At 61.8% G+C, this 15,089-nt stretch carries 17 protein-coding genes; 7 read left to right on the top strand and 10 right to left on the bottom strand.

Going from position 1 to position 15,089, the window contains the following annotated elements; all coding sequences use genetic code 11:
* Positions 1-281 precede the first annotated feature (281 nt).
* Complete coding sequence (locus tag ACFQX9_RS22015) at positions 282-620, bottom strand: hypothetical protein (protein WP_085352988.1); 339 nt, start codon at positions 618-620, stop codon at positions 282-284.
* Positions 621-740: 120 nt separating this feature from the next.
* Here ACFQX9_RS22015 and ACFQX9_RS22010 point away from each other — a divergent pair, with 120 nt between their 5' ends.
* Positions 741-1,946 (top strand): DUF418 domain-containing protein, encoded by a 1,206-nt coding sequence (locus ACFQX9_RS22010; protein WP_377790463.1) that lies wholly within the window; start codon positions 741-743, stop codon positions 1,944-1,946.
* 411 nt (positions 1,947-2,357) lie between these two features.
* Here ACFQX9_RS22010 and ACFQX9_RS22005 read toward each other — a convergent pair whose 3' ends face one another.
* Positions 2,358-3,176, bottom strand: coding sequence for a methyltransferase domain-containing protein (locus tag ACFQX9_RS22005; protein WP_377790461.1), 819 nt, complete (start codon positions 3,174-3,176; stop codon positions 2,358-2,360).
* Between the two features lie 593 nt (positions 3,177-3,769).
* Here ACFQX9_RS22005 and ACFQX9_RS22000 point away from each other — a divergent pair.
* Positions 3,770-4,990, top strand: coding sequence for a hypothetical protein (locus ACFQX9_RS22000; RefSeq protein ID WP_377790459.1), 1,221 nt, complete (start codon positions 3,770-3,772; stop codon positions 4,988-4,990).
* A 149-nt stretch (positions 4,991-5,139) separates the two neighbouring features.
* Here the strand turns inward: ACFQX9_RS22000 and ACFQX9_RS21995 are convergent, their stop codons facing one another.
* The 5 genes from ACFQX9_RS21995 to ACFQX9_RS21975 form a co-directional block, all read right to left on the bottom strand.
* Positions 5,140-5,844, bottom strand: coding sequence for a GrlR family regulatory protein (locus ACFQX9_RS21995; protein WP_018456325.1), 705 nt, complete (start codon positions 5,842-5,844; stop codon positions 5,140-5,142).
* A gap of 399 nt (positions 5,845-6,243) precedes the next feature.
* Positions 6,244-7,065, bottom strand: coding sequence for a tetratricopeptide repeat protein (locus ACFQX9_RS21990; RefSeq protein WP_377790457.1), 822 nt, complete (start codon positions 7,063-7,065; stop codon positions 6,244-6,246).
* A 32-nt stretch (positions 7,066-7,097) separates the two neighbouring features.
* Positions 7,098-7,781: a substrate-binding domain-containing protein gene (locus ACFQX9_RS21985; RefSeq protein ID WP_085384882.1), complete on the bottom strand. Its 684-nt coding sequence runs from the start codon at positions 7,779-7,781 to the stop codon at positions 7,098-7,100.
* An 18-nt stretch (positions 7,782-7,799) separates the two neighbouring features.
* Positions 7,800-8,501, bottom strand: a complete 702-nt coding sequence (locus ACFQX9_RS21980; protein WP_085352980.1) for a GrlR family regulatory protein — start codon at positions 8,499-8,501, stop codon at positions 7,800-7,802.
* 194 nt (positions 8,502-8,695) lie between these two features.
* Positions 8,696-9,730, bottom strand: coding sequence for a glutamine synthetase beta-grasp domain-containing protein (locus ACFQX9_RS21975; RefSeq protein ID WP_018456321.1), 1,035 nt, complete (start codon positions 9,728-9,730; stop codon positions 8,696-8,698).
* Positions 9,731-10,269: 539 nt separating this feature from the next.
* Here ACFQX9_RS21975 and ACFQX9_RS21970 point away from each other — a divergent pair.
* The 3 genes from ACFQX9_RS21970 to ACFQX9_RS21960 all read left to right on the top strand — a co-directional run bounded on the left by ACFQX9_RS21970 (position 10,270) and on the right by ACFQX9_RS21960 (position 12,106).
* On the top strand, positions 10,270-10,473 hold the full coding sequence (locus ACFQX9_RS21970; RefSeq protein ID WP_007591835.1) for a DUF2735 domain-containing protein: 204 nt from the start codon (positions 10,270-10,272) through the stop codon (positions 10,471-10,473).
* Between the two features lie 168 nt (positions 10,474-10,641).
* Positions 10,642-11,385 carry a tyrosine-protein phosphatase gene (locus ACFQX9_RS21965; RefSeq protein WP_377790453.1) on the top strand — a complete coding sequence of 248 codons (744 nt, stop codon included), beginning with the start codon at positions 10,642-10,644 and terminating at the stop codon, positions 11,383-11,385.
* A 40-nt stretch (positions 11,386-11,425) separates the two neighbouring features.
* Positions 11,426-12,106 carry an SDR family oxidoreductase gene (locus tag ACFQX9_RS21960; RefSeq protein WP_377790451.1) on the top strand — a complete coding sequence of 227 codons (681 nt, stop codon included), beginning with the start codon at positions 11,426-11,428 and terminating at the stop codon, positions 12,104-12,106.
* Here ACFQX9_RS21960 and ACFQX9_RS21955 read toward each other — a convergent pair whose 3' ends face one another.
* A complete protein-coding gene (locus ACFQX9_RS21955) occupies positions 12,107-12,454 on the bottom strand; it encodes a hypothetical protein (RefSeq protein ID WP_377790449.1) in 348 nt (115 codons plus the stop codon). It abuts the gene before it with no gap.
* 143 nt (positions 12,455-12,597) lie between these two features.
* Between ACFQX9_RS21955 and ACFQX9_RS21950 the strand changes: the two genes are divergently transcribed.
* Entirely contained in the window at positions 12,598-13,284 is a 687-nt protein-coding gene (locus ACFQX9_RS21950; protein WP_377790447.1) for a DUF2161 domain-containing phosphodiesterase, read from the top strand.
* 95 nt (positions 13,285-13,379) lie between these two features.
* Positions 13,380-13,685, top strand: coding sequence for a hypothetical protein (locus ACFQX9_RS21945; RefSeq protein WP_007591844.1), 306 nt, complete (start codon positions 13,380-13,382; stop codon positions 13,683-13,685).
* Positions 13,686-13,764: 79 nt separating this feature from the next.
* On the opposite strand, the gene ACFQX9_RS21940 is transcribed toward ACFQX9_RS21945, so the two are convergent.
* Together ACFQX9_RS21940 and ACFQX9_RS21935 are read right to left on the bottom strand one after the other, a co-directional pair.
* Positions 13,765-14,394, bottom strand: a complete 630-nt coding sequence (locus tag ACFQX9_RS21940; RefSeq protein WP_085352977.1) for a GNAT family N-acetyltransferase — start codon at positions 14,392-14,394, stop codon at positions 13,765-13,767.
* Between the two features lie 150 nt (positions 14,395-14,544).
* Complete coding sequence (locus tag ACFQX9_RS21935; RefSeq protein ID WP_085352975.1) at positions 14,545-14,946, bottom strand: PaaI family thioesterase; 402 nt, start codon at positions 14,944-14,946, stop codon at positions 14,545-14,547.
* Positions 14,947-15,089 lie beyond the last annotated feature (143 nt).

Genomic DNA, 15,089 nt, shown 5'->3' with positions numbered 1-15,089 from the left:
GAACTGTGCCGCATTGACTGCCGCTACCAGCCTCGCGCAGCTTGCACGTCGGTCCGCCTCCCGCTGAGCCGCAAGCAAGCAAGATGAAAAAGACCAATAGAACGCAGGGAAACGCGCGCATCGCAGCCTCGAACAACATGTGCGCAGCGTAGGTAGAGCTTGCCAAAAGGCAAGCTTCGGCTCTGTGACGTTGTTCACAATTATAATCTGGCTGGTCGTCCGAACGTCTGCAACGGGTTACAAGCCGACATCGCCGCGAGTCGCAGGGCCAGATACAGGCCCTAACGTTTGCTGGCAAACAGCTTGCGCTGCGCAAGATTAACGTAAGAATCGGGCCAATCGACCTCTCTCTTAGATTCCGGAAGAGATTGCCTCCGGTCGGCATACTCGAAGTACAGCGTCCCGTGGACACCTTGCGCATCGCGCTTCAAAATGGGGCGCTCCCATACGGGCGACAATATTCGCAAAGCCTGCTCTTCCCCAGCGCGTTCGGTAAAGTCCTCAATCAACTCCATGTCTTGGCCCGGGCCGGGAAAGATAGCAGCGAACTCATCATCGGTCGCTTGAAACAAGCTGAACGTCGCGTTGACCGCGCGATCTATAATCTGAATGTTCTTCAAGCTCTCCTCCCGGAATCCACGACCATAGGCTCTCTAGTACCGATGCACCGAAGTCCGCTGCAGGCCAATACCAGAACTGAACTGGCCCAATCTCCTCCCCCAACCTATAGTGCTCGTGCAATGGTCGCCATAAGCTGTGAGAGCCGCTCCGGCCCTGTAAACCCAAGGCAGCGCATCGAAACTATCGATGTGCTTCGCGGCCTGGCGTTGCTCGGCGTCCTTGCTATTAACGTCGTCACTGAATTCCGCGTCTCAATCTTCGAGCAGTTCTTACCCGCCGGGCGACCGGGACCTCCGTTTGACCGCGCGGTCGAGACAGTCTTGATGCTCGCGGTCGATATGAAGGCATTTGCCCTGTTCTCACTGTTATTCGGAGTTGGACTTGCCATTCAAGATGAGCACCTCTCGACGAACCCGCATCGCGCGCTTCTGTTGTTTCGCCGTCTGATCGCCTTGCTGACGTTTGGACTGATTCACCTTTTCCTGATCTGGAATGGTGACATTCTTACCGAATATGCGATCGCAGGGTTAGTCGTCCTACCATTCCTGTTTGGCCCCCGCTGGCTGCTTTCATGCGGCGCGGCGACATTCCTGGCGCTGTATTTGGGCATGCAGGTGTGGTCCCCTCCTGGATTGTTTCCCAGCTTGGCTTCGTTGCAACGCCATGTGCTTGAAGCCAATCAGGTCTATGCAGGGGGCAGCTTCGGGCAGGTGCTGGCGTTCCGGGTCAGCGAAATCCCCGTGATCGTTCCTCTCCACATCTACGTATTCCCGCGGACGATAGGGCTATTTTTGATTGGTGCCCTCGTCTGGCGCAGCAATGCCTTGAGGAAGCGAGATCGTCCACTCCTGTTCTTGACAGCAATCAGCTGTACTGGGCTAGGCGCAGTCTTGATCCTCCTAAGAGTAAGCGGCGTCGTAGCGGGCGTCGGTCTCGGCGCACTGGCCACTCCCACCGGCACGATCCTGCTGGCTTTCGGCTACGGTGCAATGATCATCGCCGTCGCCGATCTGGCGAACGGCAAGCGATTGCTGGGCTGGGCTGCGCCGCTAGGGCGCATGGCATTCACGAATTACCTCGCTCAGTCCATGATCTTTGGCTGGATTTTCTACGGATACGGCCTCGGGCTATTTGGGCAGCTCGGGGCGGCCGAAGCACTGGCTATCGGGCTTTTCGTCTACGTCTGCCAGGTATTTGTCAGCGGTTGGTGGTTAGACCGGTACAGGTACGGCCCGGTCGAATGGTTATGGCGGACACTGATGTACGGCATACTGCAGCCGATGTGTCATGATCGGCTGACCAGCTCGAGCAAGCGCCCAGCCTAGGTCTGCCAGGGGTCAAAGGCTGCCCTCTTCAGCCAGCATAACCTTGGTCGGGTCACTTGCACGAAGCGGACATCGCCGCGCTCTGGGCTGAGGTCAGCCACGGGCCAGAAGCGGGCATCGCCAAATGAGCCCCCCGCTCAAGCCTCATCGTGCAAGGATGGATGAAGTTCACTCCCCTCAGGACGGTGCATCGCTCGGAGGTCGACGACCGGATGGCATTCGGCTTTGAACTTTAGGAGCTGATGCTTGGAGGAGTTCGATGGAGCGCTTGATCAGCGCGACCATCGCGGCAGGACTGATAAGTGCAAAAGTGCACAAAAGTTCCCGTGCAAACCGGCGGATCATCCACTCCCTCGGGGGCCGCGCGGCTAGGCCAGCGGTCCGCTAAGGGCCATGCCAGCAGCGGACGTATCAAGCGGTTGCGGTGAGTAGGTGAGCTGCTATCGGGAACGATAACCCGCTACTACCCACGTATTTTCCCAACTCCAACTTGGTATCTTCGGCTAGGTGTTCGCGAGCCACCTCGCTTGCTTGCGATACATGACTGGCCAGTGGCGAACCCGCAACATAGCTAGATACAAATCGTTCGACGGATGGAAACTCGATGGCACCGACCCTCCGTTGAACCGTGATATCCTGAAAGTTCGCAGCAGCGACAAGTCGGCTCAGCTCATCGGCATCGGCGAGTCCAAATGGAGCTCGCATGATTGTGGCCGCCGCTGGACCGATGTGGCGCTCCAGTATTTTGGCTAAAGATTCAAACCCGGGACTTTGATCGATGCCGCACCACACCATGAGGGCGAGCCTTCCCCTTGAAGATAGAACTCTGCGCATTTCGCGCAAAGCAGCTGGTCTGTCGGCGAAGAACTGGAGGCCGAGTTGGCAGTACGCAATATCAAACGCGCTGTCAGCGGACGGCAGTTTGTCTGCACTGGCCTCCTGCCATTGAACCGAGGCAGCGTCATCGGCCATCCCGAGCGATCGTGCCACGTTCAACATGCCAGGATTGAGATCGATGCCCGTCACGATCCCGGTAGGGCCCACCTTCACCGCCGCGAGGCGCGCCACTATTCCAGTGCCGCAAGCAATATCGACTACGCGTTCGCCCAGCTTCGGCCGAGCGAGGTCTATCAGGACGGGGGCCCATGGCCCAAACACAGCCGGGACCAACTCCCGTTCGTACACTTCGGGCGCACTACCAGCGACCTGCCACTGACCTTGCTGCTCCATCAGATGATGCCAAAAGGACGTTCGCTCCTGCGCTTATAGCTCAACACAGCGATGTCCGCCACGGGTGGTCAAAAGCGCGTCCGCTCCCTCAGCGAAGTGCAGGCTCTTTTCGAGCTTGACGGCGAAATAGTTGCGAGGGGCGGCGGTGCAATCACAGCCCGATGGCATCGCTCCGCATCTTCGATCTGAAGTCGAAGATTTTCCAGTTCTGAGAGCCGGCAATAGAGGTCGTTGAGCCGAGAGGCCAGCTCAGCTTGAAAGTCCTGCATGATCGCCCCCATTACTCAAATTCGCTACCGAACCGCGAATTAAAGCAGCGGTCGTGCGCGGCTTCATTAAGGCATGTGAATCCCGTTGCGATCCCGATGAGTTCCGAGTATCGGAACCCGACCGTCCACACCCTCGGGGGGAGCTCGATGCGTCGGACTCCGCGGTGGGTCAATAGCGCCGGTTTCGGCCGTGGGCAGTCAGGGCGGGCGGTCTACCCTCAACTTCGGACATGAGCGGGCACCGCAAGCGCGATTGCGATGGGGCCACTTCCAGACTTCGCCGATGGGTATATAGAATCATCGTCCACCCTGGAGAACGGCCAAGTGGCCCGAATAGAAACCTTCGTATGGATCGTAACGACCTTCATAATCATTTTAGCCACCGCTCCACTACGGGCTTTGGCAACACCGGAAGCGTCTGCATGCGGGTACCTCGCTAGTCAAATTGATAAGGCGCAGCCAGGGCCGTTGTTTTTGCCCAGCTATCCGACCGTGGAATCGGGGCCTCTCCATGGCGCCGCATACCTCTATGACAATGCGGTGGCCGTCATCGCGTTGGTCGGTTGCGGTGAGCGAGACAAAGCAAGTCGGATGGGCGCGGCGATCCTCTGGGCCGTCGATAATGACCGGACCTGGCATGATGGACGGCTCCGAAACGCTTACGCCGCGGGTGTGGTGGCGAATGGCTCCGCCAAACTTCCGGGTTGGTGGGACAATAATCGGAACGAATGGTTGGAGGATCGATATCAGGTGGGAAGCGATGTTGGTAACATGGCATGGGCCATGTTGGCGTTGCTGTCGATTGATGATGTGAACACCGGCTCCCCGTTTCGCGATGGTGCAGCGCGGCTTGGCGCTTGGGTCGCGCAATGGGCCGATACGCGCGGTACTGGCGGTTTCACGGGAGGTACGTTTGGGCACGAACCGACGCCGGAAGTGCGGACGTGGAAATCGACTGAACATAATACTGACCTCGCCGCCGCGTTTGGCCTTCTTGCGATCCGCACAGGCGATTCGCGCTGGCGCGATAAGGCAACGGTTGCCGAGTACTTTGTAAATACGATGTGGGATCCGGGGTGCGTCTGTTTCGCCGCAGGAACCGCTGAAGACGGTGTCACGCATAATCCGATTTTGGCTCTGGATGCCCAGATCTGGCCTTTAACAGCGCTTCACGGAGCGGCCGGGAAATTTGCATCGGCAATGACGACCGCCGAACAGCGAATGAGTGTCGGCGGAGGCTTTTCTTACGGTGAAGACCGAGACGGTGTGTGGACCGAAGGTACGAGCCAAATGGCTCTCTTGATGAAATTGCTCGGCAAGACGAAGAGGGCAGAATCGCTGATCGCTGTCATCGAATCCCAGAGGTCGCCCGATGGTGGGTTCTATGCCACGACTGTCCGCGCGTTACCGACGGGGTTCGTGTTGGACACCGACCCGACCAAGCCGCGAAACTATTTCCGATTGTCACATCTTGGCGCAGCTTCGTGGGCTGCCCTTGCGGAACGTGGGTTGAATCCCTTTACGATGACAAAAGGACTTCCCTAGCTGAGCCGCAGTGCTTCTCGTCTCGGCCGTTTCGATCTGTCCTGATTTCGATATGTCCGCTTGGGGGTCACTTGCCGACATTGCCGCGGCTCGGACGTCAGGCCTGTTGAGCCTCTCGAGCGGAGATCCCAAATCTTTGAGTAACCGCCCTACGCCCGCCGCATCAGCTTGAGCGAGGCCGCGAGCCGCAGGCTGCGCTTGCCGGCGAGCGCGATGCCTTCGAGTTCGCCGCTGTCCGCCGTGCAGGTTCCGGAGAAGCCGATCCCGACCTCATAGCCGCCGAACACGGGGTTCTCGCCTTTTGCCGGCGTATGCTCCTGGTTGAGGATCTCGCCCTTCCAGCGGCCGTCAGCCGAGGAATAGGAGCCGAGATAGTAGAAGAACGCATCTCCGCCGAGGATGCGGCCGTCCATCAGCAGCATGACGCCGGAGAGCCCGGCATCGACGCCGTCGAGCGCGCGCAGATGGATCGCATAGAGCCCGTTCACCACCCCGCCTGGACCGATCGTCCCCTGCGGCGGCAACCCCTCGTCATCGAGCCGCGTGAGATTGGCCCAGAAACCGGCGCCCGGCATCGTGTCCGCGCTGCCCGCGAGACGGATCTGGTTGCCGACGAGTCGGCCGCGCGCGCCGATCGCGGCGACATCAGCCCCCATCAGCGGCTTGTAGTTGGGATCGTCGTTGTGCCGTTCGGTGATGACTTCGGCGATGATCTCGCCGTCGCGCTCGAAATAGCTTCCGAGATGCGCGAAGGCCGAATTTCCGCCCAGCAGCTTGCCATCATGCATGCACATGATGCTGCGGCCGAAGGCATCGTTGACGCCGTATTCAACCTTGTAGAGCCCGTCCAGCAACGCAAGTGACCCGCAAAATCATAAGGAAAGCACGCGCTACCTAGCACTGCCATCGCATCAAGACCATCGGGCTTTTTCGCGCAGGGCCATTCGCGAAGCCACGCCCTGCCATGATGCCATCATGCGCCTGTTTTGCCCGACGGCGCAAGCAATTTCGGCAATTCCGCATATGGCGATTTCACACCATTTGCAGGCCTGTGATTTCAACCACTTGGCTACTGTGCATGGGGTTGTTTTTCGAGTTTTTTTGTTTGGCCGGTCGCGAACGGTCCTTGCGCACTCACCAAAGCCGGCTTCGAACCCGCCGGCCGAGGCGCTACGGCATGATCCGGAAAAATGCGCAGCGGTTTCCCGAAAAGATCATGCTCACAAATAAATCTACAGCGCGTTCATCGGGCTTTAGAAGCACAGCGTGGTGACGAGCTTGCCCTGCTTGTCCTTGATCGCATAGGGACAGCGCAGCCGCTCCAGCGCCTGCTTGGCATCCTCGTCGCCGAGCGCTGCGGCGCGCTCGTAGTAGGATTTCGCGGCGTCCTTGTCCTTTGGCCCGCCGCGGCCCTCCTGCGCGAAGGCGCCCATCCGCTCCAGCGCGCCGGGATGGTTTTGCCCGGCAGCCTTTTCGAACAGCGCGCGCGCCGCGGCGTCGTCCTTCGCCCCGCCCGTGCCTTCGGAGAGCATCATGCCGAGCTGGTACTGCGCCTCCGCGTTGGTCTCGGCGGCCTTGCCCAGCAATGCGCGCGCCTGTGCGGGATCGGCCGGCGCGGCACCGCCGCTGCCGCCGAGCGCGGCGAGATTGCTGATGCCGCGGGGATTGCCGGCCTGCGCCGCCTTCTCGAACAATTTCCGCGCCTGCGCTTCGTCCCTGGCGACGCCGGAGCCGGTACCGTAGGCCACGCCGAGCTCGACCATCGCCGCACTCGATCCCTTGTCGGCAGCTTTGCGCCAGGCTGCCATCGCGTCCGCCGGTTGCCGGTTGGCCGCATAGGCGCGGCCGAGCGCGAACATCGCGCGCCGCGACGACGACGCGGCCTGCTTGCAGAACTTGATGGCGGTCGCAACGTCGGAGGCCGCAATCTCGGTCGCGCCCCTGACGTCGGCCGGCTTGTCGGGATCGCTGGGATCGGCCGCGACCCGGTCGCACAGCACGAGGTCGGCCGATTGCCCATGCCCCGACAACGGCACCGCAAGCGTGAGAAGGATGGCAACGAGGAAAGTCCGCATGGACGCCAGGTTGCGTCGCAGTCTCGGCAAATTCAAGGCTCGAGTCCCGATTGGCGCAGCACGGGGACCACCTCGGGCGATGCCAGATAGCGCAGCAGCCGGTCAGCGGCGTCGGCGTTCTCGGCGTTTGTCATCCGACCGGCGGAGAACACGGCCGGCGTTTGCAGATCGTGCGGGATCGGGCCGACCACCTCGATGCCTTCGACCTGCTTCAGCTCGCTGATCTGCTGCACCGCGAGGTCGGCCTCGCCGCTCACGAGCCGCTCCGCGGTAAAGCCCTGCTCGACGATGGTGGCCTTGGCGTTGATCTCTTCCGCGATCCCCATCTGCGCGATCAACCGGGCGAAATAGACCCCGCTCGCCCCCAGTCGCGAATAGGCCACCGACCGCGCCGCGAGCAGCGTGTTGCGCAGTGCGGATGCCGTGGCGATGTCGGGATGTGCCTGCCCTGCCCGCACCGCGATGCCGACGAAGGAGCGCGCGAGATCGGCAGCGCTCTCGGCGATCACACGGCCCTCGCCGATCATCTCGTCGAGCCCTTCGCGGGTGAGGATGACGAGATCGGCGGCCTCGCCGTCGCGCAACCGTTTGAGCAGCGCCAGCGTCGGCGCGAAATCGGCATCGATGTGGACGCCGGTCGCGGTCTCGTACGCGGAGGAGAGGCTGCGCATCGCGCCCATCAGGCCGAGCGTCGAGAGCATGCGAATTGTTTCCATCAGCGATTCCCGTGACGATCAGGCGCGGTGCATCAGCTTGAGCGCGGCGGTCAGGCGCAGGCTGCGCTTGCCGGCGAGCGCCGTTGCCTCCACCACCGCCTCTTCGGCATCATAGGTGCCGGAGAAGCCGATGCCGACCTCGTGGCCGCCGAAGATCGGATCGTCCTTGGCCGGCGTGTGCTCCTGATTGAGGATCTGGCCCTTCCAGCGCCCGTTGGCGGCGGTGTAGCTGCCGAGATAATAGAACGATGCATCGCCGCCGAGGATGCGGCCCTTGTTGAGCAGCATCACGCCGGTGAGACCGCCGTCGACGCCATCGAGCATGCGCAGATGCACCGAGTAGAGCCCGTCGGCGATACCGGCCTCGCCGACACCGCCGGCGATCGGCATCTCGTCTTCGGTGATCGGTGTCATCAACGACTGAAAGGGTACGCCGGGCAGCTCCTTGAGCTCGCCCTTGAAGCGATAGAGATCGCCGTCGGCCCAGCCCTTGGCAAGCAACGTCGCATCGTCCGTGCCCGCCATGGCGCGATAGTTCGGATCGGGGTTGTGGCGGACGGTGTTGATCACGACGTCGACGCCGGCTTCGGTCTTCACGTAGGTGCCGATATGGGCGAAGGCCGAATTGCCGCCGAGCATCTTGCCGTTGCCGGCATGCATCACGCTCCGGCCGACCCGGTCGCCGAGCTGAAATCTCACCTTGTAGAAGCCTTCAAACACCAGCCGTCCCCGGCCCTGCGCGCACCCAGACGCACTCTATCCCGCTTTCGGCGGCGATGGACAAGTTTCCGGCCATGAGGTCCGATGAGTCTCCGCAACGGCTGTCAGCAAAATGAAAAATCCGCCGAAGCCTTTCGGCTTCGGCGGATCGAAGTCCAACCCGGGCCAGCCCCCCAGCCCGGGCCGGGAGGATCTTAGGCGGCGGCCTTCTTGTCGGCCGGCACGGAGGCGATCGTCTTCAGGATCTGCGAAGCGATCTGGTATGGGTCGCCCTGCGAATTCGGACGACGGTCTTCCAGATAGCCCTTGTAACCATTGTTGACGAAGGAGTGCGGCACGCGGATCGAAGCACCGCGATCGGCAATGCCGTAGCTGAACTTGTTCCAGGGCGCGGTCTCGTGCTTGCCGGTCAGACGCTTGTCGTTGTCCGGGCCGTAGACGGCGATGTGGTCCATCAGGTTCTTGTCGAAGGCCGCCATCAGCGCCTCGAAGTACTCCTTGCCGCCGACCGTACGCATGTACTCGGTCGAGAAGTTGGCGTGCATGCCGGAGCCGTTCCAGTCGGTGTCGCCGAGCGGCTTGCAGTGGAACTCGATGTCGATGCCGTACTTCTCGGTCAGGCGCAGCATCAGGTAGCGGGCCATCCACATTTCGTCAGCGGCCTTCTTGGAGCCTTTGCCGAAGATCTGGAATTCCCACTGGCCCTTCGCGACTTCCGCGTTGATGCCTTCATGGTTGATGCCGGCAGCCAGGCAGAGGTCGAGATGCTCTTCGACGATCTTGCGGGCGACGTCGCCGACGTTCGAGAAGCCGACGCCGGTGTAGTACGGACCCTGGGGCGCCGGATAGCCCGAGGCCGGGAAGCCGAGCGGACGGCCGTCCTTGTAGAAGAAGTATTCCTGCTCGAAACCGAACCAGGCGCCGGAATCGTCGAGGATGGTGGCGCGCTTGTTGGTCGGGTGCGGGGTCTTGCCGTCGGGCATCATGACTTCGCACATCACGAGCACGCCGTTGGTGCGGGCGCCATCCGGGAACACCGCGACCGGCTTCAGCACGCAATCGGAGCTGTGGCCTTCAGCCTGCTGGGTGGAGGAGCCATCGAAGCCCCAGAGCGGAAGCTGCTCGAGCGTCGGGAACGACGCGAATTCCTTGATCTGAGTTTTGCCGCGCAAGTTCGGAGTCGGCGTATATCCGTCGAGCCAGATGTACTCGAGCTTATACTTGGTCATTGAGCCTCTCTGTAGATGATGCGAAAGGTGGGGGCCGCAGGCCCCCGCACGATTGTTTACCCGGCCAACATCGGCCGACCCTTTCCAAGCATTTAACGTGCCAAAAGGCCGCAGCGCGGGAGGTTTTACACCGCCGCCGGCCCCCTCTTCCCTCCCGGCGGATCGGCCAGTGCGCCGTGCGTCATAGCGGCGCACCTTTGCGTGAAGCTGCATCGCAAAAATCCCGCGGAAATCGCCCGATTCTGAAGCAGGCCGACCCGGGTTTAAGGTTGCCGGCTAAACGCGCATCAACGTCGGGCAATATTCGCCAAGACTGCGACCGTCGCCCGCAACCTTCGCAACGGCCCACGCGTTAGCCACCCGAGCGCTGCCTTAGAGGAAGCAGAATGCAGTCTGCCTACAAAATAGGCCAAGGGTGATTTCCTTTTCAGCACTTTGCATTTCGGAATGCACGGCCGATATGGGGATTCCAGTAACCACAAGCCAACGAGTCGGGCGCACCATGGAGGCCCAGCGCTGCGATCTCGGGAGATACCGCAATGATGAACAATGGACTGAGTCACGGATCTGCACAGATCTACCAATTCCCGGTCGGGGGCCGCTCGGCTCTCGGGGGGCGCCGCAACGGTGAGACCCGCCTTCCCGCCAACCACGCCTCGCTCCCCGTGAACGAGACGATTTGCAGCGGCAGCTGGTACCATCAGGAAGCAGTCGATGAAGCCAAGCCGAAATGGGATCGCTGATGCCTGCGTTCGGTTCAATACCGCCGCGGTCTCTCGATGCCCGGCGTCAGTTCGAAAAAGGGTCGAAACAACGGTGTTTCGGCCCTTTTCCATTCCGGACTTGATTGCGGGATTATATGGTCGCGCAGGTGATCACAGACCGTTTCAGATGCCTGACAAGACACCTCCATGAAAGACTTCCCTGCCCGCCATCTCGCCCTGCAAGGCGCCAGCAATTTTCGCGACCTCGGCGGCTATCCGACCGCAGATGGCCGTATCACGCGATGGCGGCAGATCTTCCGCTCCAACCATCTCGGCCAGCTCACTGTTGCCGATATCGAGATCGTCCGCGCGTTGGGCGTGCGCAGCGCCTTCGATTTTCGCGGCGTCGAGGAACGCGCGGCGGGTGTCTGCGTGGTCAACGAGATCGCCGTGCATTCGCTGCCGATCGAGCCGACAGTCGTGGCTGCGCTGCGCGCCGAGCTCGGCAGGGGCAGGTTGACCGCGCCGGTCGCGCTCGAACTCATGCGCGAATCCTATCGCAACTATGTACGCCACAACACGGCCAGTTTTCGCAACCTGTTCGGGCATCTCCTGGAGGACCGCGCGCCGCTCGTGATCCACTGCACCGCCGGCAAGGACCGCACCGGCTTTGCCAGCGCGCTGATCCTGCATGCGCTCGGCGTATCTGATGACGTCATTGCCGAGGATTATCTGCTGACCAACCAGCACTACAAGCGCGACGCATCAAACGTCTCCGATCTTCCCGCCGATGTTCTCGACGCGATCGGCAAGGTCGAGGCCTCGTATCTTGCGGCTGCTTTCGAGGCCGTCGGTAGCGAGTATGGCGATCTCGAAACCTACTTGCGCGACGGTCTCGAGCTCGGCACACCGGAGCGGATCGCACTGAAGGCGCGCTATCTGCAATCGTAGGCGGCCGTAAATCTTAAGCGGCCGTGCCGGGAGAACAATGATGCAAGGCAAGGTTCTGATCGTGACCGGCGCACTCGGCGCGCTCGGCAAGGTGGTCGCCGAGACCGCGCTGGCACGCGGCGCGCGCGTGGCCGGCATCGACCATGCGCCATCGCAAATCTCCGCGATGCCTGAGCGCATCGAGATCGGCGGCGTCGATCTGTCCGACGCAGCACAAGCAAAGACGGCGGTCGAGGCGGCGGCGAGACACTTTGGCGGGCTCGACGTGTTGGTCAACATCGCCGGTGGCTTCGTCTTCGAGACCGTCGGCGACGGCGACGTCAAGACATGGCAGCGCATGCATGCGCTCAACGTGCTGACGGCACTCAACGCCTCGCAGGCGGCCCTGCCGCATCTGGCCGCGTCCAAGGCCGGCCGCATCGTCAATATCGGGGCCATGGGCGCGCTTCAGGCCGGCTCCGGCATGGGCCCCTATGCGGCGTCGAAAGCCGGCGTCCACCGGCTCACCGAGGCGCTGGCGAGCGAGTGGAAAGGCAAAGTGACCGTGAACGCGGTGCTGCCCTCGATCATCGACACCAAGGCCAACCGCGCCGACATGCCGACGGCCGACTTCGCCAAATGGGTGACACCGCAGGAACTCGCCGAAGTCATTCTGTTCCTCGCCAGCGATGCCGCCAGCGGCGTCACCGGCGCGCTGATCCCGGTTGGCGGGCGGGTGTAATCAATCCGGCACCAAGAGCCGGAGATGGCCTCTGAAACGGATGCTCTGCTTGCCGGCGAGCGCGATGCCCTCGCCGTACGCGGTCTCGCCATTGTAAGTGCCACTGAAGCCGATGGTCACGACCTTGCGGCCCCACACCGGGCGCTCGTCGAACGAGGGGGAATGCTCCTCGTTGGTCAGCTCGCCCTTCCACTTGCCATCGGCCGAGGTGTAGCTGCCGTAGGCGAAGAAGAATGAGTCCCCGCCCCGCATGGTGCCGTCGCGCATCACCATGACGCCTTGGTTGCCGCCCTGGACGGCATCCAGCATTTCGATGCGGATATGATAGAGCCCATTCCTGATGGTCATCTTCGTGAAGCGCCCGATTGTCCCACCCGCAGGATAGCCGGATCATCTGTTCCCGATCAAATGGCGCAGAGCTCTAAGTCCATTCCGGGGCTAAACTGACGCAGACTGATTCTCCGATCGAACGTGACATTCGGAAGCTTCCTTTGGAAACCACGCTCTATCTGCCTGTCAAACGCTTCCTCGAAGAGCTCGGCTTCACGGTCAAGGGCGAGATCGGCGGCTGCGATCTCGTGGGCCTCAGCGCCGGCGATCCTCCGGTGGTGGTGATCGGCGAGCTCAAGCTGACCTTCAATCTCGAGCTGATCCTTCAGGCGGTCGATCGTGCACCGGCCGGCGATGAGGTCTGGATTGCCGCAAAGATGTCAGCGCGCGGCAAGGGACGCGAGACCGACGCACGCTATCGCAATCTCTGTCGCCGCCTCGGCTTCGGCATGCTCGGGGTGACCGACCGCGGTCAGGTCGAGGTGCTGGTGAAGCCGCCGACGGCAGCCGCACGCCGGGAGCCGAAGGTCCGTTCGCGCCTGGTCGCAGAGCATCAGCGCCGCCAGGGCGATCCGGCGCTGGGCGGCAGCACGCGCGCGCCGATCATGACGGCCTATCGGCAGCAGGCACTGGCCTGCGCCTCGGAGCTCGCGGCAGGCCCGCGGCGGGTCAGCGAATTGCGCCGGCGCTGTCCCGATGCCGGCAAGATCATGCTTAACAATGTGTATGGCTGGTTCGAACGCACCGAGCGGGGAATCTACGGGCTGACGGAAGCTGGCCAGGCGGCGCTGAAACGCTGGCCACAACAGCGGGTTGCGGATGTTGCCGGTCTCCCGTCACTACCCTGACACCCAACCGGTGCATAGCTGAGATGCCACACCGATTTCATATTGCAATGCAACATAGACGGCACTAGGTATCCCGGCATCGAAACGAGGCCGTTATGAACGCAGACTGGAATACCAAATATGGCACGCGGCGCGTGCGCCACGATCCCCCGACCTTAGACGAGGCGATCTTCGCCGCCGTCGGCATCACCGATGATCAGGAGCAGCAGGCCGAGATCGCCGCAGCCTTGATGGGCATGCCGCTCGATGTCGTCCAGGCCGAGGTCAAGAAGCAGGTTCGCACCAACAGCCGCATCACCTCGACCCGCGTGATCGCCGGCGAACAGGGTGCGCAGCGCTCGGTGGTGGTCGAACGCCGTGTCGTGCGCCGCTTCGGCAACGACAAGCGCACCGGCACCTGACGGCCTAGTCCCTACATACAATACAAAAGCGGACCGGTTTTGCCGGTCCGCTTTTTTGATTCCAATCGGATTTTTCAGGTCAGGCGGCGCGATTGCCGTAGATGCTGGAGATGATCTTCCAGCAGGTCGAGTTGAAGCTGATAAGAGCGCGGCCGGCCCTGAATGGCGAGGCCGCGAGATCAGCGAGTTCGTCCTCAGGCGCCTTGGCGAGATCGATCGTGCCGGTCGATTCGCCATGACGGAATTGCAGATGCGCCCCGAACTTCCTGGCGAGCGCGCGCATCGGGTGATTCTCGGCGCCGGTGGTGATGCGCAGGCGCTTGTAGCCTTTCCAGCGCGCTTCCGCGATCAGGCGGCTGAACAGCACGGTGCCGACGTTCTGGCGCCGCGCCGAAGCTTCCACGCTGAAGGCGACCTCGGGCAGCGAATCGCCCTCGGGCGGATGCAGCTCGGCCGCACCGCGGACCACGCCATCGACGATATAGGCGACAATAACGGTGCCGTCCTCGGCACAGCGGGCGGCGTAACGCTCGATAAAACTGTCGTCGAGAAAACCGTTGAAGCGGTCGTGCCGGCTTTCGGCATCGAGCCTCAGCAGGTGATCGCGCAAAAGCGGCAATTCTTCCTGCTGGCTCAAGGTCCGCACGTAGCCCTGAACGGACTTCGGGCGGTTGGTTACTTCAAGTCCAAAATCTGCTGCGAGTGACAAGTCAAAACTCCTCTTGGTGTCCCTCGAGGAGGCGTTCGAATCCCTAGGCCTCCAATATTGTGCATCGCAACAAACTTTTCAAGACCGGAACCTGCCCAAAGTTTCGGGCACGGGGGCCACTAATTCGTTAATGGAATCAAGCCCCCGTATTCACACGAGGACCAGCTGGGTCTGCGTCACCACGGCAACCAGCTTGCCGTCCTCGGTCTCCAGCCGGGTGGTCCAGACCTGGGTCCGCCGGCCTCTGTGGACTGGGGTGGCGGTCGCGATCACCGTTGTTCCCTCCTTGGCCCCGCCGATAAAATTGGTCTTGCTCTCGAGCGTGGTTGTGCCCTTGGCGTCCTCCGGCAGATTGATCACGGTGGCCGCTGCGCCGACGGAATCTGCCAGCGCCATCACGGCGCCACCGTGGATGGTGTGATGAAGCGTGCAGAGATCAGGCCTGACCGTCATCCGCGCCACCACGCGATCTTTCCCGGCCTCGACGAACTCGACGCCCTTGAGTTCGGCAAACGGCATCTTCATTGCTTTAATTTTCTCGAGCGGCGTCATCGGATCTCCTCCCAAATCATTCTGCTCACAGGGTGAATTGCTCTTCGCGGCAAAGCAATGACGTCCGAGGTCGTCATTGCGAGCGCAGCGAAGCAATCCAGAATTTTTCTGCGGATACATTTCTGGATTGCTTCGCTGCGCTC

Source organism: Bradyrhizobium sp. GCM10028915, from assembly GCF_042666195.1.
GTDB lineage: Bacteria > Pseudomonadota > Alphaproteobacteria > Rhizobiales > Xanthobacteraceae > Bradyrhizobium > Bradyrhizobium canariense_D.
This window is presented reverse-complemented; position numbering and strand designations above follow the sequence as displayed.